Origin of the sequence: Catenuloplanes sp. NPDC051500, assembly GCF_044454585.1 — a bacterium.
Taxonomy (GTDB): domain Bacteria; phylum Actinomycetota; class Actinomycetes; order Mycobacteriales; family Micromonosporaceae; genus Catenuloplanes.
Genome location: NZ_JBITDX010000002.1, coordinates 256345 through 276112 on the forward strand (window position 1 = coordinate 256345; position 19768 = coordinate 276112).

The window sequence follows — 19768 nt, forward strand, 5'->3', positions numbered from 1 at the left end:
GGGCGGGCTCTCGGAGCTGACTGCGTGCCGGGTCAGCGGGTGGCGAACTCGGCGATGCGGCCGAGGATGCCGTTGAGGAACCGGGGTGAGTCGTCGGTCGACATCTGCCGGGCCAGCTCCACGGCCTCGGAGATAGCGACCGCGTCGTCGATGTCGTCCGCGTAGAGCAGCTCGTAGACCGCGATGCGGGCCAGGTTCCGGTCGACGACCGGCATGCGGTCTATCGTCCAGCCCTCGGCGTAGCTGGCCAGCAGCTCGTCGATCCGGTCGAGGTGCGCGGCCGCGCCCTCGACGATCCGGATCGTGTAGCCGATGTGCTCGGGCCGGGGCTGCTCGATGCGCTGAAGATAGTTCGCAAGCACCTCGACCGGGGGCAGATTACGAAGGTCGGCCTCGTAGAGGACGTCGAGCGCCCGCTTGCGCGACTTGCGGCGCGCGGGCATCGATTGTTTCGGGCCCTCCGCCATTAGCTGCGGCCGAGGTAACGGCCGTCGCGGGTGTCGACCTTGATCTTCTCACCGGTGGTGATGAACAGCGGCACCTGCACCGTCGCGCCGGTCTCCACGGTGGCGGGCTTGGTGCCGCCGGTGGAGCGGTCGCCCTGCAGGCCCGGCTCGGTGTACGTCACCTCGAGCATGACCGAGGTGGCCATCTCGACGTAGAGCGGCACACCCTCGTGCGTCGCGACCGTGGCCTCAGCCTCCGGAAGCAGGTAGTTGGCGTTGTCGCCGACCGTCGCACCGGAGACGTTGATCTGCTCGTAGGTGTCGAGGTCCATGAAGACGAAGTCTTCGCCGTCCTTGTACAGGAACTGCATCGTCCGCTTGTCGACGGTGGCCGTCTCCACCTTGGTGCCGGCGTTGAACGTCTTGTCGACCACCTTGCCGGAGAGCACGCTCTTCAGCTTGGTGCGCACGAAAGCCGGGCCCTTGCCGGGCTTCACGTGCTGGAACTCGACGACGGACCACAGCTCCTTGTCGAGGTTGAGGACCAGGCCGTTCTTGAGATCGTTGGTGGAGGCCATACCCTGCCTTTGTGAAGCCGGGCCAGGTTCACACAAGGCGCTGAATTCGTAGAGACGCTGAATTCATCGAGACGCTGTGAAACCGGCACTACGTTGCGGACGATAGCCCAGTCTACCGGCGCACCCCGGGCTTGCGCCTGCCGGGCTGGTCATCGCCCTGCGACCCGCACCGCCGACGCGTGACGATCAATCATTCGTTACCTTCTCGTCGCCGAATCGACACCCGTTGCTGGCAGCGTGCGACCGTGCCGACTGCCTACAGCCTGCCGAATGTCCGATTTTCCTCTCGCCAGGCCCTGGGGCGATCGCCCATGGTGCGCCTGGCCAGATTCAGCGGGACGCCGCGGTGGCTGGGGGTCGCCGGGTCGGTGATGCTCGCGGCCGGCGGAACCACGTCCGGAGCGCTGCCCTATCAACAGACGGCGCTGCGCGACCTCGCCGGGCTGGGCATGGCGGTCGCGTACGCCGGCCTGACGTTGCTCGTGGTCGCCTGGTGGCGGCTGGGCGCCGCCGGACCCGCCACCAGGTCCCTGCAGATCACGCTCGGGCTCTGGGCCGCGCCGCTGCTGATCTGCCCGCCGCTGTTCAGCCGGGACGTCTACAGCTACCTGGCGCAAGGCACGATGTTCGCCACGGGGATGGACGTCTACCTCTACGGGCCGTCAAGCCTCGGCGGCCCGCTCGCGGCCGAGGTGCCGGAGATCTGGCAGCACACGCCCGCGCCGTACGGCCCGCTGTTCCTGGCCGTGGCCGCGCTCGTCACCACTGTCACCGGCACGCACATCGTCGCCGGCGTGCTCGGCATGCGCCTGGTCGCGGTCGCCGGCGTGGCACTGATGGCGTTCGCGGTGCCGGTGCTGGCCCGCCGCCTGGGCGTCTCCCCCGGCTCCGCGCTCTGGCTCGGCGTGCTCAACCCGCTGGTCCTCACGCACCTGGTCGCGGGCGCGCACAACGACGCGCTGATGCTCGGGCTGCTTGTGGCAGGCCTGGCCGTGGTGGTGTCCCGGCGGCTCGGGCCGTACGCGCCGGTGCTGGGCGTGACGCTTGTGACGATGGCCGCGCTGGTCAAGGCGCCGGCCGCGCTGGCGCTGCCGTTCTGCGCACTGCTCTGGGCGCTGCGGGTGCGGCGCTCCCGGCGGGCGGTCGACGACAGGTGGCCGCTGCTCACGTTCTGCTGGACCGCGTCGTTGACGCTGCTTGCCGCGGCCGCGGTCGCGATCGTGGTGCACGCGCTGGCCGGCACCGGGTACGGCTGGGTCGGCGCGCTCGACACGCCCGCGGTGGTGCACAACTGGATGTCGGTGAGCACCGACGCCGGCGTGACCACCGAGTTCCTGATGGACGCGATCGGCACCGGCCTGGCCCACCACGCGGTCCCGTTCTGGCGCGGCGTGGGCGTGGCGGCCGCGGTCGGCTGCGGCCTGCTCGTCTGGGTGCGCGCCCGGGTGCTCGGCCCGGTCTACGCGCTCGGCCTGGGACTGCTCGCGCTCGTGCTGCTCGGCCCGATCGTGCACCCCTGGTACGTGCTGTGGGGCGTGGTCCTGGTCGCGGCCGGCGCGCCCGGTGAGGCGGACAGCCCGGTGCGCGGCTGGGTGGCGATGGGCTGCGCCGCGCTCTCCGTGCTTGTGCTGCCGACCGGCTCCCCGGTCTCACCGGCGCAGGTGCTGCAGGCGGTGCTGGGCGGTGTGCTGACGCTTGCCGTGACGGCCGCGGTGACGTTGTGGTGGCTGCCCCGGCGTGGCGCGGCCGAGGAGCGTCTGGAGCTCGGCGCGGACGACCGGGCGTTCCGGGAGCGCGCGCTCCCGGCCGAGTCGGTGGTCTGACCCGGCCGGGCGTGGGCGCCCGCGCCTGACGGCCGGCCGCGTGGGCATGCGCGCGGGCCGTCAGGCGCTCCGGGTCGTACCCCCGGATGATCTTTTTAGGAGGTGGCCGCGGCCAGGTAGCGGAGCGCGAGCCGGTAACCCTCGATGCCGAGGCCGGCGATGACGCCGGTGGCGACCGCGGAGAGCACCGAGTGGTGGCGGAACTCCTCGCGCTTGTGGACGTTGGAGATGTGCACCTCGACCAGGGGCGCGGTGAGCAGCGCGCAGGCGTCCCGCACAGCGATGTTGTAGTGCGTCCAGGCGCCCGCGTTGAGCACCACGGGAATACCGCCGTCCGCCGCCTCGTAGAGCCAGGCCAGCATCTCGTGCTCCGCGTCCGTCTGCCGGACCGTCACGTCCAGCCCGAGCTCGCGGCCGGCGTCCTCGCAGAAGCGCACCAGGTCCGCGTGCGTGGTCTTCCCGTAGATCTCCGGCTGCCGGGTGCCGAGCCGGCCGAGGTTCGGCCCGTTCAACACGAAGATCACGACAGCACCTCGCGGTACGCCGCCGCAAGCAGTTCCTCGGACGGACCGGCCAGGATCGACGGCGTGCCGAGCCCGTCGAGCACCACGAACCGCAGCTGGCTGCCGCGCGCCTTCTTGTCCACCCGCATCGCGGCGAGCAACGCCGGCCAGGCGTCGGCCTCGTAGGTGACCGGCAGGCCGAGCGAGGTCAGCACGGCCCGGTGGCGGGCCGCGACGTCCGGCGCCAGGCGGCCGGCGCCCACCGAGAGCGCGGCCGCGTAGATCAGCCCGACCGAGACCGCGTGCCCGTGCCGCCAGCGGTAGTGCTCGTGCTTCTCGATCGCATGCGCGAGCGTGTGCCCGTAGTTCAGGATCTCGCGCAGCCCGGACTCGCGCAGGTCGCCGGAGACCACGTGCGCCTTGACCCGGATCGCGCGCTCGACCAGCTCGCGGACCGCCGGGTCCGCCGGGTCCTGGGCCGCGCGCGGATCCGCCTCGATCAGGTCGAGGATGGCCGGGTCCGCGATGAAGCCGCACTTGACCACCTCGGCCAGGCCTGCGACCAGGTCCGCGTGCGGGAGCGTGTCGAGCATCGCCAGGTCGCAGAGCACGCCGGCCGGCGGATGGAACGCACCGACCAGGTTCTTGCCCGCGGACGTGTTGACGCCGGTCTTGCCGCCGACCGCGGCGTCGACCATGCCGAGCAGCGAGGTGGAGACCGGCACCCAGCGCACGCCGCGCAGCCAGGCCGCGGCCACGAAGCCGGCGAGGTCGGTGACCGCGCCGCCGCCTAGCCCGACCACCACGTCGCTGCGGGTGAAGCCGTTCGCGCCGAGCGCGTCCCAGCAGCCGGCCGCGACGCCGATGCTCTTGCCGTCCTCCGCGTCCGGGACCTCGATCGGGAGCGTCCGGATGCCTGCCCGGCCGAGCAGATCCGCCAGCTGCTCCGCGTGGGACGCGAGCGGCCCGGCATAGAGCAACGCGGCCTGCTCGGCGCCGGTGAGCAGGCCGGGCAGCTCGTCGAGCAGCCCGCGGCCGACCAGCACCTGATAGGGGGTGTCGCCGCTCACGTCGATGCGCGTCGGCCCGGTCATCATCAGCTCAGTCATCGGCGCTGAGCCTAGTACGCGCGCCGGGTCCGGAGGTCCGTGGTTCCGGCACGGCGCGCCGGGTGCCCACCGGCCCGGCGGGCACCCCCGGCGACTACTTGGACCAGAAGACGTAGACGGCCTTGTACGGAACAGCCTTGGTGGCGCCGTCGGTGCACGCCTCGGCCGGTGCGACGCCGCCGGAGGTGGCCAGCCGGCTGATGTACGCGGCCTTGCTCAGCACACCCGTGCCGGAGGTGCTGTTCACAGTCAGCAGCAGCTCGGCGATGGTGCCGGCCTTCGGGCTCTCCGCGGTCTTGGTCGCGGTGACGAGCGAGCCGTCCCGCTCCGACTGCCAGCTGGGGCCCTTGAAGTGGTGCACCTTGCCGCCGGTGCCGATCAGCGTGGCCTCCGGGACGGACGCGGCGGGGTAGACGCCGCCCGCGCACGTGTACGTCTGGGTGCCGGTGGTGACCACGTACGCACCGATCGGCTTGGCGCCCTTCGGCGGCTTGATCGCGGCGGGAATGCGCGGGATGCCCACCGACTGGGCGCCCGGCCCGACGGCGGCGGGAGCGACCGGGACCTCGGCCGCGTTCGCCTGGAAGGCGACGGTCCCGAGGGTGGCAACGACGCCGGCCATACCGACGACCGCCAGCGTGCGGATCTTCGAACGGGTCATGCGCATTGAACTCTTCTTCCGTCTCCTACGACGTGTCGGTCACGCCGTTCGTGGAGTAGTACGGGAGTCCCGCGCGAAGAGATCGATGAAAAAGAAGGATCTTTACGGATTGTCGGTTTCTCAGCGCTTGCGCGATCTCGGTTTCTCAGCGTTTGAGCAGCGTGAGGATCTCGTCGGTGACCTCGTCCGGCTCCCGGCCGTCAGTGACCACCACGTGCGAGGCGACCTCCCGGTAGAGCGGCGCCCGCTGCTGCATCAGGTGCCGCAACGTCGCCCGCGGGTTGAGCGCCAGCAGCGGCCGCCCCGCGCCGAGCCCGACGCGCTTGACCGCGTCCCCCAGCTCCACCGAGAGGAAGACCACCGTGTGCCCGGCCAGTACCGCGCGCGTCTCCTCGGCCAGGACCGCGCCGCCGCCGAGTGCCAGCACGCCGTCGAAGCTGTCAAGCGCGGCCGCGACCGCCTGCCGCTCAAGCGCGCGGAAGTGGTCCTCACCGTCGTCGATGAAGATGTCCGACACCGGTTTGCCGGCGATGGCCTCGACGTCGTGGTCGGTGTCGCGGAACCCGACGCCGAGCCGCTCGGCAAGCGCGGTGCCGACAGTGGTCTTCCCCGCGCCCATCAGGCCGACGAGCACGCAGGCGGGCCTCACTTGATGATCAGGTTCTCGAGGTACCCGGCCAGGTTCCGGCGGATCTCGTCCGCGGAGTCGCCGCCGAACTTCTCCGTCGCGGCCTCGGCCAGCACAAGCGCGACCATCGCCTCCGCCACGACCGCGGCGGCCGGGACCGCGCACACGTCCGAACGCTGGTTGATCGCGGTGGCGACCTCGCCGGTGAGCACGTCGACAGTGGAGAGCGCGCGGTTGAGCGACGAGATCGGCTTCATCGCCGCCCGGACGCGCAGCGGCTCGCCGGTGGTCATGCCGCCCTCCAGGCCGCCGGCCCGGTCGGTGAGCCGCTTCACGCCGGTCGCGGTGGGCGCGATCTCGTCGTGCGCGACCGAGCCGCGGGACCGGGCCTGCAGCCAGGCGTCACCGATCTCCACACCCTTGATCGCCTGGATCGACATCAGCGCGGTGGCCAGCCGGGCGTCCAGCTTGCGGTCCCACTGCACGTGCGAGCCGAGGCCCGGGGGCACCTCGTACGCCAGCACCTCGACGATGCCGCCGAGCGTGTCCGCGTCCTTCTTCGCGGCGTCGACCTCCGCCACCATCCGCGCGCTGGCCTCCGGGTCGAGGCAGCGCAGCGGGTCCGCGTCGATCCGGTCGAAGTCCTCCGGCCGGGGCTGCAGGCCGGGCTCGGCCGCGACCGAACCCAGCTCGACCACGTGCGACACGATCTGGACGCCGAGCGTCTGGTGCACGATCGCCTTCGCGACGGTGCCGACCGCGACGCGCGCGGCCGTCTCCCGCGCGGACGCGCGCTCCAGGATCGGCCGGGCGTCGGTGTGCCCGTACTTCTGCATGCCGGCCAGGTCGGCGTGACCCGGCCGAGGGCGGGTCAGCGGCGCATTACGGGCCTGCTTCGCCAGCTCCTCCGGATCGACCGGGTCGGCGGCCATCACGGTCTGCCACTTCGGCCACTCGGAGTTGCCGATCCGGATCGCGACCGGACTGCCCAGCGTGACGCCGTGCCGGACACCCCCGATGATCTCGATCTCGTCCTGCTCGAACGCCATGCGGGCGCCACGACCGTAGCCGAGGCGGCGGCGGGCCAGCTCCGCACCGATGTCGGAGCTCGTCACCCGCACGCCGGCGGGGACCCCCTCCAGCAGAGCGACGAGAGCGGGTCCATGGGATTCACCTGCGGTCAGCCAGCGCAACACGCCGCCCAGTCTGTCATGAGCCGTTTCCGGTCTCACGTGGTGGCCGCGGCGTCCCATGTTCCGGGCCGGCAGGCGTCTCTCCCTCCTCCCGACCGGCAGACGTCTCGCGCTCGGGACCGGCAGGCGTCTCGCGCTCGGGACCGGCAGGCGTCTCGCGCTCGGGGCCGGCAGGCGTCTCGCGCTCGGGGCCGGCAGGCGTCTCGCGCTCGGGACCGGCAGGCGTCTCGCGCTCGGGACCGGCGTCGATCAGCTCGGCGAGGCGGTGCAGGTCCGGCAGGGCCGCCGTGATCCGGTCGCGGGCCTCGGGGCCGAGTCGGTCGAGCGCGTCCGCGACCACCTCACGGCGCTGCGCGTGATAGGCGTCGATCCGGTCGCGGGCCTGGCCGGTGAGCGTGAGCCGGACCTGACGGCGGTTCTCCGGCGCGCGCTCGCGGGCCAGCAGTCCGGCGTTCGCAAGGTCCCCGACAAGCGTGCTCACCGTGTTCGGCGCCGCGCGCAACGCCTCCGCCACGTCCCGGACCCGGATGCCCGGCCGCCCCTCCACCAGGCGCAACACGGCGATCTGCGCGTCTGGCAGAAGGCCTGCGCCGTTGCGCCGGGCAGCGGCGCGGCGCAACACCTGATGCAGCCGGCCGAGCGTGTCGCTGATCTCCAACCGCGAATTCATTGCCTCTTTCTACTACGCCATGCAACTAGTCTGTGGTCAGAGCTATTGGTCCGGTGAAGGGAAAATACCGTGTCTGAGACCGCCGTGGATACGGTCGCGCCGCCACGCGGAAAGGCCGCCGTGGCCCTGGTCGCACTGCTCGGCACGCTTACCGCGATCGGCCCGCTCTCCATCGACATGTACCTGCCCGCGTTCCCCCAGATCGCGGACGACCTCGGCGCCGCACCGTCCGAGGTGCAGCTCTCCCTCACCACGCTGCTTGTCGGCATGGCCGTCGGCCAACTCGTCACCGGCCCGCTCAGCGACCGCCTCGGCCGCCGTACCCCGGTGATCGTCGGCATGGTCGCGTACGCGCTACTCTCCCTGCTCTGCGCGTTCGCCCCGTCCACCGGCACGCTTGCCGCGATCCGCTTCGCGCAGGGTTTCGCCGGCGGCATGGGCACTGTGGTCGCCCGCGCCGTCGTCGGTGACCTGTTCACCGGCAGGGCCGCCGCCAAGTACTTCTCCCGGCTCGCCCTGGTCTTCGGCGTCGCCCCGGTGCTCGCCCCCAGCCTGGGCAGCGCGGTCCTCACGGTCACCGACTGGCGCGGCATCTTCGTCGTCCTCGCCGCCGTCGCCACACTGATCGCCGTCGCGGTCATCAGGATCCTGCCGGAGACGCTGCCCCCGTCCCGCCGCAGCACCCGCGGCCTCGCCGACGTCGCCGACACCACCCGCGTCCTGGCCGCCGACCGGATCTTCATCGGCTACGCGGTCTCCGGCGGCCTCGCCATGGCCGGCCTCTTCGCGTACCTCTCCGGCTCCTCGTTCGTCCTGCAGGACGTCTTCGGCCTCTCCACAGCCGTCTACGGCATCCTGTTCGGCGTCAACGCCGTCGCCCTGGTCGCCGCCAGCCAACTCAACGGCCGCCTCCTCGACCGCTTCACCCCGCGCCACCTGCTGATCACATCACTGGCCGCCGGTGCCGTCGTCGGCGCCACCCTCCTCGGCATGGCCTTCCTCTCCAGCATGATCGGCGTAGTCGCCCTCCTCTTCTGGTACCTGGCCACCCTCGGCATGGTCAACCCCAACAGCGCCACCCTCTCCCTCCTCACCGTCCTCACCCTGGCCCGCCCCTGACCCACCCCCACAACCACGCTTTCCCACTCTGCGGCTGGTTGCGGCCCGCACGCTCCCGCGGGCACCGGTCGGCCCCCAGGGGGCCTCCCTTCCGGCCCCGCGCCGGCCGGCCCACCCCCAAACCCCACCGCAAACGACACCACCGGCCCACCACCCTCCGGCACCGCATCACGGACACCACCCACCGGCACCACACCGCGCGCACCACCCACCGGCACCACACCGCGGGCACCACCCACCGGCACCGCACCGCGGGCACCACCCACCGGCACCACACCGCGCGCACCACCCACCGGCACCACACCGCGGGGCACCGCACCCAATGCCACTTAGCTTAAGTTGATCATGGGCTCTGACCTGGGCTTAGCGCACATGTCAGGCGGAGTGCCCGACCGGTAGCCCGCGTCGGCGGGGTATCGCTGGGCTCGAAGTTGCAGGTAGGAGTCATTGCGGGCGATTGGGTGCAGGCTCACTGGGGTGTGGCAACGCGCCACGACTTGCGATGGACGCCGGGCGCTTGTGTCATGAGATATCGGTCCGATCCGCTCCGCGGTCGGTACGGGCGTCCCGACATGATCAGCGAACCGGACCACTGCCGGTCGCCCCGGGGAACGTCGGGTGGGCTGCCCGGCGCCGAGCGCTACTCCCATCAGGGCAAACAGGACAAACCACGCCGTCGTCTGCCTTAGGGATCATTCAGTGGTACGAAAAGCATGGTCATCGGCGAAGTGGACCTATCTTTCGTACCACTGAATGATCCTTAAGGCGACGGTGAGGTTGAGTGTGGTCCGAAATCCGCGGGAGCACGCGGATGGATCCAGCTCGCGCCGGTTGCGATCAAGCCGCTGCGGGGACCACGACCGGCGATAGGCGCTACTTGAGTCTGCGGGTGGTGGGTCGGGTGTCGCAGCGGTAGAGGGTTCTGGCGCGGCGGATGAGTTGACGGATGGTGACGATGGCGGCGTCGAGGTGGGCGTTGATCTGGGCCGGCCAGAAGTGGCCGATCTGGGCGTCGTAGGCGGCGAAGGTGTCGCGTAGTAGTGGTGAGTCGTGCCGGTTCGCGGCGGCGGAGACGATCCCGAGGGGGATCCCGGTGGCGTCGACGCCGGTGGAGCGTTTCAGGCCTTGCTTGCCGCGGTCGACCGGGGATCGGCCTGCTTTGTCGCCGCCGCAGGGTGCTTTGGTGATCGCGCCGTCGGCGCTGACATCGGCCAGGTCCAGGCCGATCATGTGGTCGTAGGCGTCGAGGGCGAGTTCGTGGACTTCCTCGCCGATACCGGCCTGCGCCCAGATCACCAGGCGACGGCGGATGGTGCGGTCCGAGCAGCCTGGCGAGGCGATGCGTTCGTAGCCGGAGCCGTGTACGAGGGCGGCGATGACGTGCTCGAACACGATCCGGTCCGGGACGTGCGGGCGGTGACAGCCCAGCGGATGTCCCGGATGGACCCGGGGCCGGTCAGGCAGCAACGCGGCGAACCGGACCCAGACAGGCTCGAACAACGATGATGGCAGCGCAGGCACGGGACTCCAGAGATCACGAAGCGTAGAGAACTCCGATGATCGACAGGCCCGTGCCCGCCCCCGCTACCGGGGTTGCCCAGACGACTGAGCGACCACCTACTGCCGGTCGCTCTTACTGCCGATGACTTACACCAACCGCAACCAAGGAACCACGGCGCAAGGAACCGGAGCGCGAGAAGTCACGACGCGAGAAGCCGTGCCACTGGGGCACAGCTCGGAAGAGGGCGCGTTGCGCCCGAGATTTCGGCTTATCGCGACACTCCCCGAGACGGCAGCCGCCAGCGCCAGGCGCGCTGGCCGCGGCATCGACCGCTCGGATTTCCGCGTGGTGGGCCGGTTTCCGCATGGTCGGCCAGGTCCCGCGTGATCGGCCAGGTCCCGCGTGATCGGCCAAGTCCCGCGTGATCGGCCAAGTCCCGCGTGATCGGCCGGTTCCGCGCAGTCGGCCAGGTTCCGCGCACTCGACCGCATCCCGCGCAGTCGACCAGATCCCACGCAGTCGGCCAGGTCCCACGCAGTCGACCGCATCCCGCGCAGTCGACCAGATCCCGCGTAGTCGACCGCCTCCCGCGTGGTCGGTGCGTCGGGCCGGAGGGTGCGGTGAAGGTGTGCGGCCTGGTAGGCGGGTCGCACAGAACGGCGCTCGGCGCCTCGAGCCTTGGGCGGCGGTGGGCGGATCAGCTCTCGGGGCGAGGTGGGAGGCCCTGGGTGATGCGGGCGAAGAGGTCGGAAAGCGGTTCTCCGACGTGGCGGCCGAAGTCGGTCAGGGCGTAGGTGACCTGGGGCGGGGTGGTGGGCTCGACCGTGCGGCTGACCAGGCCGTCCGCGACGAGGCCGCGAAGGGTCTGGGCGAGCATCTTCTCGCTGATGCCGCGGATGCTGTCGCGCAGCTCGAAGAAGCGCAGGTCGTGGCGGAGCAGGGCGATCAGTACCCAGATGCCCCAGCGGCTGGTCACGTGGTCGACCACGTCGCGGGCAGGGCAGTCGGTGTGAAAGACCTCATACCGCTTCGCGTTGCCGGGCGGGTCGAGCTGCAGGCCTTCCCTCATGTCCGGAGCTTACCTACAGGTATGTCCTTACCATAAGTAAGCCCGGCTCCTAGCGTCTGCACCAGAACCCACTGGCGAGGAGCCGAGAAATGATCGTAGTAACCGGAGCCACCGGCAACATCGGACGGCCGTTGACCCAGGCGCTGGCCGACGCGGGCGCGCAGGTGACGGCCGTGTCGCGACGTCCTGGGCCGGTACCGGACGGCGTGCGGCACGTGGCGGCCGACCTGACCGACCCGGCGAGTCTGGAGCCCGCGCTGGCCGGCGCGAAGGCGCTGTTCCTGCTGCTCTCCGGCGACCTGCACGCGGCGGATGCCGATTCGGCCGCCGTCATCGAGCGCGCCGCGGCGAGCGGGGTCCGGCGGGTCGTCCTGCTCTCCACGCTTGGCGTGGTGACGCGGCCGTTCGGCCGGACCCGGATCGCAATGCGCGAGCTGGAGGACACGCTTCAGGCGTCCGGCCTGGACTGGGTGATCCTGCGCCCGGGCGGCTTCGCATCCAACGCGCAGTGGTGGGCCGAGTCCGTGCGCACGCAACGGGTCGTAGCGGCGCCGTTCGGGGACGTCGCGGTGCCGATCCTGGACCCGGCCGACATCGCCGAGGTCGCCGCGGCCGCACTGCTTGAGGACCGGCACATCGGCGGCGTGTACGCCCTTACCGGCCCGGACCCGATCTCCCCACGACGGCAGGTGGAGGTCATCGCGTCCGCGCTCGGCGAGCCGGTGCGGTTCCACGAGCTCACCCGCGAGGAGGCCAAGGCCGCCATGACGCAGGCCATGCCCCCCGAACTGGCCGACGACACCCTTGACATCCTCGGTTCGCCGAACGCTTCCGAACTGGAGATCAGCCCGGATGTCGAGCGGGTTCTCGGCCGCCCCCCGCGCACGTTCGCCGACTGGGTCTCCCGAAATATCGCCATGTTTCGCTAGAAAACCGGCCAGGCCAGCGGCTGCCGTACGTCACAAACCGTGAAACCAGCCGAATGCCACCGGCCCGCTGGGTACGCGGCACGGACGCCCTACGGCGTGCGGCCAGGCTACGTCTGAGCCCGTCATCCCCCGTCGAGACAGCGTCTGGGCCCTGGTCAGGCTGTGGCTTTGTCCAGGGCCTCGCGCATCGCGTCGGCGGGGGCCGGCACGCCGGTGAACTGGGCGAACTGGCCAAGGGCCTGGGCGTGGAGGAGGTCAAGGCCGGAGAGGACCGGGCAGCCGCCGGCGGCGGCCCAGGCGGCGAGCGGGGTGGGCCACGGGTCGTAGACCACGTCGAAGTAGACGGTGGTCGCGGGCCAGGGCGGGCCGGCGGCGAGGTGGTCCGCGGCGCCCTTCGGGACGGTGGAGACGACCAGGTCGTAGCCGCCGAGCGTGGTCGCCTCGGACCAGGGTGCGACGCGGAACGGAACGCCGAGTGCGGCGGCGACCGGGGCCAGCTCCGCACCGGCCTCGGGGCGCCGGACGAAGACGGTGACCGGGGCGTGGCCGAGGCGGGCCGCGGCACCGATCGCGGCGCGGGCCGTGCCGCCGCCGCCGAGCAGCGCGATCGCCGGGCCGTCCGCGAGGCCGGCGCCGCGGAGCACCGAGACCATGCCGGTGACGTCGGTGTTGTCCGCGAACCAGGAGCCGTCAGTGCGGCGGACCAGCGTGTTCGCCACGCCGAGCGCGGTGGCGGCAGGTGATGCCTGGGCGGCGACGGTGAGCGCGACCTCTTTGAGCGGCATGGTCACGGACAGGCCGCGCCACTCCGGGCCGAGGGTGTCCACCAGGCCGGGCAGCTCGGACTCGGCGCATTCGATCGCTGAGTACGCCCACCCGGTGAGGCCCGCGGCCGTGTAACCGGCGTTGTGCAGCACGGGCGAGAGCGAGTGCGCGATCGGCTTGCCGAGAACGGCTGCCCGGTAGGCGGACGTCACAGAACCCCGGCCTCCCTGGCCTTCTGCTCGTTGCGCTGCTGCTCGGCGTAGGTCTCCGCGAAGGCCGAGTTGCCCTGCTTGTCGATGGCGACGAAGAAGTACCAGTTACCGTCGGCCGGGGACTCCGCGCCCTCGAGCGCGGCCTTGCCCGGGTTGTTGATCGGGGACGGCGGCAAGCCCTCGTTGAGGTGCGAGTTCCACGGGTTGGACGCGTCGGCGAGCTCGGCGGCCGTGATGTTCTTCGACTCCTTGGCGTCGCGCCCCTCGACCTGGTGACCGTAGTTGATTGTCACGTCCAGCCGCAGGACCGCCTTGCTGCCGATCTCGGTGCTCGGCTTGAAGAGCGTGTTGTAGACGACCCGGGAGACCTTGGGCAGGTCGGTGGCGATGCCGGCCTCGGCCTGGGAGAGCGAGGCGACCATCAGCGCGTCGTACGGCGTGATGTCGAGCTTGCTCTCGACCTTGTTGACGAAGTCGACCTCTTCGGCGACCGTCAGGAAACGCTTGACCATGACCTGCAGCGTCTGCTTGGCGTTCAGGCCCGGGTCGAAGTTGTACGTGTCCGGGAAGAGGAAGCCCTCGATCGACCTGTCGGTCTTCTTGCCGTCGCTGCGGTTGAACCAGAAGTCCGGCACGCCGAGCGCGATCGGGTCCTTCGCCGCTTCCTTGAAGTCGTCGACGGGTATGTTCGTCACCTTCGACAACTCGTCGTAGATCTGGAACGACGTCAGGCCCTCGTTGATGGTGACCTTGGTCGAGACCCTGTTTTCCAAGTTGAGAAGCGCGAGAAGCGCGTCGGACGCCTTCATCTGCTTCTTCAGCTTGTAGAATCCAGTTTGGATGTTCTTACTGTCCGGATTCTCGTTCGCGGCGTTGATGAAGGCCTTGGCCGACTTGACCACGTCCACCTTGTAGAGCGTGTTGCCGATCGAGGTGGCGGAGTCGCCGTTCTTCACCTCTATCAGCGCCTCGCCCGCACCCGGCCCGTCGTAATCGGGGGTGGTGAAGTAGTTACGTGCACGGTCGAAGCCGTAGTAGCCCGCCCCGGCGAGTCCGCCGAAGATGAGCAGCACCATGACCAGCGCGATGACTGATTTGCCACCGCCGCCGCGCTTCTTCTTGCGTCGGTGGAGCGGCCGCCCCTTCTGGGGTTGCTCCTCGTCGAACACAGCTTCCAAGTCGTCGAGCATCAGTTCCGCCTCCGCTGCGCGTCCAGCCAGCCTTGCAGGATTTCCACGGCGGCCGCCTGATCGACGACCGCTCGCTGACGCCGCCCACGAACGCCCCGCTCGGACAGCCTACGGGTAGCCACCACCGTCGACATACGCTCGTCCGCCAGAACGACCGGCACGGGGGAGATCACCCGCTCCAGCCGCTCCGCGTACGCGCGGACCGAGATGGCGGCAGGTCCCTCGCGCCCGTTGAGAGCGACGGGCAGACCCACGACGATAGTCACCGCTTCGTACTCCGTAGCAAGCCGCGAAACTTCCGCCATATCGCCCGGAACGGCATCATCAGCGGCATTTTGGTCACGGGGGACGGTGGCGACCGGGCTGGCGAGGATGCCGTCGGGATCGCACACCGCGACCCCGACGCGCACCGATCCCACGTCCACACCCAGACGAACACCGCGAGTGAGCGTCATGCGATCACCCTGCCAAGCTTGAACACGCGCCTCCTGCCGTCGATCGGGCCACGCTGCGAAGAGTAATGGCCGATCGGGCGTTGACGCCATCAGCCGACGTCGGAAATTGCCTTCTCCACAGCGGTCAGAAGCTTAACGGTCTCCCCTGCGGGCACGCCGCCGCCCTGCGCAAGCTCAGCATTACCGCCACCGCGACCGCCGAGCGCGCCCTTCACCAGGTCCGACGCGGACACGCCACGATCGCGGGCTGCCGCATTGGTCGCTACGATGAGTGACGCTTTGCCGTTGGACTTCGCGGCCACCGCGACCACTGCGGGACGGCTCTGGCCGATCTTCCCGCGGATCTCCATCGCCAGCGTCCGTACGTCGTTGCCGGCCGCGCCCTCCGGCGCCTCCGCCCCGACGTACGCGATGCCGTTCAGGTCCCGGGCCGCGTCCGCGATCGCACCGGCGCCGCCGAGCACCGCCTGGGCACGCAGCTTCTCCAGCTCCTTCTCCGCGTCGCGCAGCGCGGCGACGGTCTGCTCGACCCGGTCCCCGACCTGGTCCGCCGGAATCCGGAAGATGTCGGCCAGGCGGGACACCAGCAGATGCTCCTTGGCCAGGAAGCCGAACGCGTCGATGCCGACCAGCGCCTCGACCCGGCGGACGCCGGAGCCGATCGACGACTCGGACAGGATCTTCACCAGGCCAAGCTGGCCGGAGCGCGCCACGTGCGTGCCACCGCACAGCTCACGGGCGTAGTCGCCGACCTCGACGACCCGGACCTCGTCGCCGTACTTCTCGCCGAACAGCGCCATCGCGCCGAGACGCCGCGCCTCCTCCTGCGAGGTGACGAACGCGTGCACCTCGTGGTCGGCCAGCAGCACCTCGTTGACCTGCTGCTCCACGTCCTGAAGCACGGCTGGCGGCACCGCCCCCGGCGTGTTGAAGTCGAACCGCAGCCGGCCCGGCGCGTTCATCGAACCGGCCTGGGTCGCGGACTCGCCGAGGAAGTTGCGGATCGTCTGGTGCACCAGGTGCGTGGCGGTGTGCGAGCGGGAGATCGCCCGGCGCCGGTTCGTGTCGATCTCGGCGAATCCGGACTCGCCGGGGCGCACCTCGCCACGGACCACCCGCGCCTTGTGCACGATCAGGCCCGGCACCGGCTGCTGTACGTCGAAGACCTCGACCTGGCCGCCGCCGACCGTGATCAGGCCGTTGTCCGGCTGCTGGCCACCGCCCTCGGCGTAGAACGGGGTGGTGTCGAGCACCAGCTCGATCGTGTCGCCCTCGCCTGCGGACTGCAGTCGCTCACCCTTGCTGAGCAGCGCCCGTACACGGGATTCCCGTGAGGTCTCGGCGTAGCCGGTGAACTCCACCGCGCCGCCGTCCTCGAGCACGCTGCGGTAGGCCGACACGTCGGTGTGGCCGGTCTTGCGCGCCCGCGCGTCCTCCTTGGCCCGCGTCCGCTGCTCGGTCATCAGGCGGCGGAAGCCCTCGTCGTCGACGGCCAGGCCCTGCTCGGCCGCGATCTCCAGGGTCAGGTCGATCGGGAAGCCGTACGTGTCGTGCAGCTGGAACGCCTTGTCACCGGTGAGCTTGGCTCCCCCGGCCTTCTTCGTCTCGGCGATCGCGGTGTCCAGAATCGTCGTGCCGGACCGCAGCGTGGCGAGGAACGCGTCCTCCTCCGCGTACGCGTACGTGGAGATGCGGTCGAACTCCTCCGCCAGCTCCGGGTAGGACGGCGCCATGCAGTCCCGGGCCACCGGCAGCAGCTCCGGCAGCGCCTTGTCCTGCCAGCCGAGCAGCCGAACCGACCGGATCGCGCGGCGCATGATGCGGCGCAGCACGTAGCCGCGGCCCTCGTTCGACGGCGTGACACCGTCACCGATCAACATCAGGGAGGTACGGACGTGGTCCGCGATCACCCGCAGGCGCACGTCGTCCGGGTGCGACTCGGAGGCGGCATGCCCGGAGTTCACCCCGTAGGTCTTGCCGGTGAGCGCGGCGGCCTTGTCGAGCACCGGCCGGATCTCGTCGATCTCGTACATGTTGTCGACGCCCTGCAGGATGGAGGCCATCCGCTCCAGGCCCATGCCGGTGTCGATGTTCTTGGCCGGCAGCTCGCCGACGATGTCGAACTCTTCCTTGCTGCGTACGTTCGTGATCTCGTACTGCATGAAGACGAGGTTCCAGAACTCGAGGTAGCGGTCCTCGTCCACCTCGGGGCCGCCGTCCGGGCCGTACGCCGGGCCGCGGTCGTAGTACAGCTCGGAGCACGGACCGGCGGGGCCCGGGATTCCCATCGACCAGTAGTTGTCCTTCTTGCCCCGGCGCACGATCCGCTCGGACGGCATTCCGGTCTTCTTCCAGATCTCGATGGCCTCGTCGTCGTCGAGGTAGACGGTCGCCCAGATCCGCTCCGGGTCCAGGCCGAAACCGCCGTCGTCGACCGACTTCGTGATCAGGTCCCAGGCCAGCGGGATAGCGCCGTCCTTGAAGTAGTCCCCGAACGAGAAGTTGCCGTTCATCTGGAAGAACGTGCCGTGCCGCGAGGTCTTGCCGACCTCGTCGATGTCCGGCGTCCGGATGCACTTCTGCACCGAGACCGCGCGCGGCCACGGCTGCTTCCGCTGACCCAGGAAGTACGGCACGAACTGCACCATGCCGGCGTTGACGAACAACAGGTTCGGGTCGTCAATGGCCGGCAGCGGAGCGGACGGCACCACGGCGTGGCCGTTGGCCTCGAAGTGCGCCAGGTATCGTCGCTTGATCTCCGCGGTCTTCATCTGCGGCCTTCCTGAGTGTCGATGCCGTCCAGCGGGTAGCCCCGCTCCTCGGCGAACTGGTCGTCGTACAGCACGCCCTCGGCGAAGGCGGCGTGAATCTCCTGCTCACGCTCGGCCATCGCCTCCCGGACGTCGTCGACGAAGCTACGCACGGACTCCAGCAGACCGCCGGCCGATTCCTGGGCCGACGCGGCGAGACCCTGCGGCGTGTACGCGTGCGCCATCTTCGTCACCTGACGGACCACGAGAACACCGACACCGAGGCCGATCCCGAGCCAGAGCAGACGCTTCATGAGGACATCCTTCCGTGCGGGTTGCGCGGTGCAGTTCCGGGGTCAGCGACTGCCGGCGCGCCGGCGTGCCTTCAGCTCGGTCTTGATCTCGCGCTCCTGCTCGGCGCCACGGCGGGCCGAGGCCGCCTTGCGCACGCCGTACCCGAACGCGGCCACCTTCACCAGCGGGTTCGCGGCGGCTGCCGAGACCACGGTGGTCAGGTTCGCCACGTTGGCGCTCACGTTCTGCACATGCCCGGTGATCGTGTCCACCTTCGCCAGCTGGATGTTCACCCCGTCAAGCGAGGTGTGCACCTGGTCCAGCGTGGTGTTCACACCCTCGATGGTGAGGTTCACGTTCCGCAGCAACGGCTCCGTGCGGTCGTTCAGGTCGTTGATCGTGCGGGTCGCTGCATCGATCGTGTGCCGCAGCCTCAGAATCGGCACGGCCAGCACCAGCACCAGCATCGCGAACGCCCCGGCCCCGATCAGAGCTGCGATCTCTCCACCGTCCACGCGTGTTCCCCTCTATCTATCCCCTGCTCAATGTATGTGGGCAGGCGACACCGTCCACTCTGCGCCAACCTGCGCACCCTACCCTCAGTGACACGCCGCCGCGCGCCGGAGATCCCCGAGGTGTTACTGCGTCGGCTCCGGCAGCGGAAGGTCCGTCGGCAGATCGGTCGGGATGTCTGTCGAGTAGTCGAACGTCGCGTCCGGCGTCTCACCCAGGAACTCGGGCGGTACGCTCGGCTGCGGCTGCGTACGGCCGTCCCCGATCGCGTTGTTGACCTTGATCGAAACGGCCGCGCCCGGGCAGTCCGCCGCGGGTGCGGCGCCCTCCGGCGGCGCGACCTCCGACTCGCCCGCCGGACGCTGCGCCAGCGCGCCGTCCGCACAGGCCGGTGGCCTGATCCACAGGTCAAGCGTCAGCTCGTCCCGCCGCCAGCACGAGTAGTCGCCCTGGTCCACCGGCTGATCCGGGCACCCGTCGACCTGCCACCGCTGCCATCCGGCGTCGTCAAGCGCGGTCTGATAGACCCGGGTCGTCTCCTCCGGCGCCTTCTCCGACGTGGCCGTCCGCTCCCGCAGCCGGCACTCGATGAAGCACCACCGCGAGCCGGTGATCTGATCGTCCGGCTCCTGCGCGGCCCAGGTGGGCACGCCCAGCTCATCAAGCGTGTTGAACACCGGATCGCGCGTCGCGGCCCGGATGCCGAAATACAGCGGCAACGCGCCGAGTACCAGCAGCGTGACCAGGACAAGCGCACCCAGCCGCAGCTGACGCTGTTCCCGCTGCCGCTTCTCCAGAGCCTCATCTGGTACGCCGTCGAGGCCGGACGCCTGGCGCACGGCACCACTGTCGAGCGGGCCACCCTCGCCGTTGCCGGCCGGGAGCGCCGCAATGGCCGCCCTGCCCGGCAGCGCGTTCATCTCGGCCGGGATTGTGCGGGGGCCACGGGCCACCGCACGGGCGGCGGCGTCGAGGCTCCCCTCCTCGGGCAGCGGGCCACGACGGACCATCGCCTGGCCGGGAACCGGGGTCGGGCCCGGCTCTGCGGGGGCGTCGATGCCGGGTGGGCGCACGGCGGCACGGGCGGCGCCGATCTCCCGGAGGCCCCCGGGGGCGCCAGGGCTTCCGGCAGCACCGGGACCGCCGGGACTACCGGGACCGCCGGGACCGCCAGGACCACCGAGGCCACCGGGACTACCGGGACCGCCGGGACCGCCAGGACCGCCAGGACCACCGAGGACTCCGGGACCGCCGGGACTACCGAGGCCTCCGGGACTGCCGGCAGCACCAAGACCGCCAGGACCACCGAGGCCACCGGGACTGCCGGCAGCACCAAGACCGCCCGGACCACCGGGGGCGC

20 protein-coding genes are annotated in these 19768 nt (G+C 70.5%); 3 read left to right on the forward strand and 17 right to left on the reverse strand.

Annotated features, from left to right (window positions below):
• Positions 1-32: 32 nt before the first annotated feature.
• Together nusB and efp are read right to left on the reverse strand one after the other, a co-directional pair.
• The gene (gene nusB / locus ACIA8K_RS04140) at positions 33-443 is read right to left on the reverse strand and encodes a transcription antitermination factor NusB (protein WP_396054764.1); all 411 of its coding nucleotides are present in this window, start codon (positions 441-443) and stop codon (positions 33-35) included.
• 23 nt (positions 444-466) lie between these two features.
• On the reverse strand, positions 467-1024 hold the full coding sequence (gene efp / locus ACIA8K_RS04145; protein WP_396054766.1) for an elongation factor P: 558 nt from the start codon (positions 1022-1024) through the stop codon (positions 467-469).
• Between the two features lie 311 nt (positions 1025-1335).
• Here efp and mptB point away from each other — a divergent pair, with 311 nt between their 5' ends.
• Entirely contained in the window at positions 1336-2847 is a 1512-nt protein-coding gene (gene mptB, locus ACIA8K_RS04150; protein ID WP_396054768.1) for a polyprenol phosphomannose-dependent alpha 1,6 mannosyltransferase MptB, read from the forward strand.
• 95 nt (positions 2848-2942) lie between these two features.
• Here the strand turns inward: mptB and aroQ are convergent, their stop codons facing one another.
• The 6 genes from aroQ to ACIA8K_RS04180 form a co-directional block, all read right to left on the reverse strand.
• Entirely contained in the window at positions 2943-3368 is a 426-nt protein-coding gene (gene aroQ / locus ACIA8K_RS04155) for a type II 3-dehydroquinate dehydratase (protein ID WP_396055630.1), read from the reverse strand.
• Positions 3368-4444 carry a 3-dehydroquinate synthase gene (aroB, locus tag ACIA8K_RS04160; protein ID WP_396055632.1) on the reverse strand — a complete coding sequence of 359 codons (1077 nt, stop codon included), beginning with the start codon at positions 4442-4444 and terminating at the stop codon, positions 3368-3370. Before aroB ends, aroQ begins: the two co-directional genes overlap by 1 nt.
• Positions 4445-4553: 109 nt before the next feature.
• Positions 4554-5126, reverse strand: a complete 573-nt coding sequence (locus ACIA8K_RS04165; RefSeq protein WP_396054770.1) for a DUF3455 domain-containing protein — start codon at positions 5124-5126, stop codon at positions 4554-4556.
• A 139-nt stretch (positions 5127-5265) separates the two neighbouring features.
• Entirely contained in the window at positions 5266-5769 is a 504-nt protein-coding gene (locus ACIA8K_RS04170; protein ID WP_396054772.1) for a shikimate kinase, read from the reverse strand.
• Positions 5766-6944 carry a chorismate synthase gene (aroC, locus tag ACIA8K_RS04175; protein WP_396054774.1) on the reverse strand — a complete coding sequence of 393 codons (1179 nt, stop codon included), beginning with the start codon at positions 6942-6944 and terminating at the stop codon, positions 5766-5768. Before aroC ends, ACIA8K_RS04170 begins: the two co-directional genes overlap by 4 nt.
• Before the next feature lie 13 nt (positions 6945-6957).
• Positions 6958-7611, reverse strand: a complete 654-nt coding sequence (locus ACIA8K_RS04180) for a MarR family winged helix-turn-helix transcriptional regulator (RefSeq protein WP_396054776.1) — start codon at positions 7609-7611, stop codon at positions 6958-6960.
• 69 nt (positions 7612-7680) lie between these two features.
• On the opposite strand from ACIA8K_RS04180, the gene ACIA8K_RS04185 reads away from it, so the two are divergent.
• Positions 7681-8730 (forward strand): multidrug effflux MFS transporter, encoded by a 1050-nt coding sequence (locus ACIA8K_RS04185; RefSeq protein WP_396054778.1) that lies wholly within the window; start codon positions 7681-7683, stop codon positions 8728-8730.
• A gap of 873 nt (positions 8731-9603) precedes the next feature.
• Here ACIA8K_RS04185 and ACIA8K_RS04190 read toward each other — a convergent pair.
• On the reverse strand, positions 9604-10251 hold the full coding sequence (locus tag ACIA8K_RS04190; protein WP_396054780.1) for an IS5/IS1182 family transposase: 648 nt from the start codon (positions 10249-10251) through the stop codon (positions 9604-9606).
• A gap of 677 nt (positions 10252-10928) precedes the next feature.
• Positions 10929-11300 (reverse strand): winged helix-turn-helix transcriptional regulator, encoded by a 372-nt coding sequence (locus ACIA8K_RS04195; protein WP_396054782.1) that lies wholly within the window; start codon positions 11298-11300, stop codon positions 10929-10931.
• Between the two features lie 89 nt (positions 11301-11389).
• On the opposite strand from ACIA8K_RS04195, the gene ACIA8K_RS04200 reads away from it, so the two are divergent.
• A complete protein-coding gene (locus ACIA8K_RS04200) occupies positions 11390-12229 on the forward strand; it encodes an NAD(P)H-binding protein (protein WP_396054784.1) in 840 nt (279 codons plus the stop codon).
• Between the two features lie 155 nt (positions 12230-12384).
• Here ACIA8K_RS04200 and ACIA8K_RS04205 read toward each other — a convergent pair whose 3' ends face one another.
• The 7 genes from ACIA8K_RS04205 to ACIA8K_RS04235 form a co-directional block, all read right to left on the reverse strand.
• Positions 12385-13206: a shikimate dehydrogenase gene (locus ACIA8K_RS04205; RefSeq protein ID WP_396054786.1), complete on the reverse strand. Its 822-nt coding sequence runs from the start codon at positions 13204-13206 to the stop codon at positions 12385-12387.
• Complete coding sequence (mltG, locus tag ACIA8K_RS04210) at positions 13203-14396, reverse strand: endolytic transglycosylase MltG (RefSeq protein WP_396054788.1); 1194 nt, start codon at positions 14394-14396, stop codon at positions 13203-13205. Before mltG ends, ACIA8K_RS04205 begins: the two co-directional genes overlap by 4 nt.
• Positions 14396-14851, reverse strand: coding sequence for a Holliday junction resolvase RuvX (gene ruvX, locus ACIA8K_RS04215; RefSeq protein ID WP_396054790.1), 456 nt, complete (start codon positions 14849-14851; stop codon positions 14396-14398). Before ruvX ends, mltG begins: the two co-directional genes overlap by 1 nt.
• Positions 14852-14940: 89 nt before the next feature.
• On the reverse strand, positions 14941-17622 hold the full coding sequence (alaS, locus tag ACIA8K_RS04220; RefSeq protein ID WP_396054792.1) for an alanine--tRNA ligase: 2682 nt from the start codon (positions 17620-17622) through the stop codon (positions 14941-14943).
• Complete coding sequence (locus tag ACIA8K_RS04225; RefSeq protein ID WP_396054794.1) at positions 17619-17915, reverse strand: hypothetical protein; 297 nt, start codon at positions 17913-17915, stop codon at positions 17619-17621. Before ACIA8K_RS04225 ends, alaS begins: the two co-directional genes overlap by 4 nt.
• Positions 17916-17957: 42 nt before the next feature.
• Positions 17958-18410, reverse strand: a complete 453-nt coding sequence (locus tag ACIA8K_RS04230) for a DUF948 domain-containing protein (protein ID WP_396054796.1) — start codon at positions 18408-18410, stop codon at positions 17958-17960.
• A gap of 123 nt (positions 18411-18533) precedes the next feature.
• Positions 18534-19481 (reverse strand): hypothetical protein, encoded by a 948-nt coding sequence (locus tag ACIA8K_RS04235; RefSeq protein WP_396054798.1) that lies wholly within the window; start codon positions 19479-19481, stop codon positions 18534-18536.
• Positions 19482-19768 lie beyond the last annotated feature (287 nt).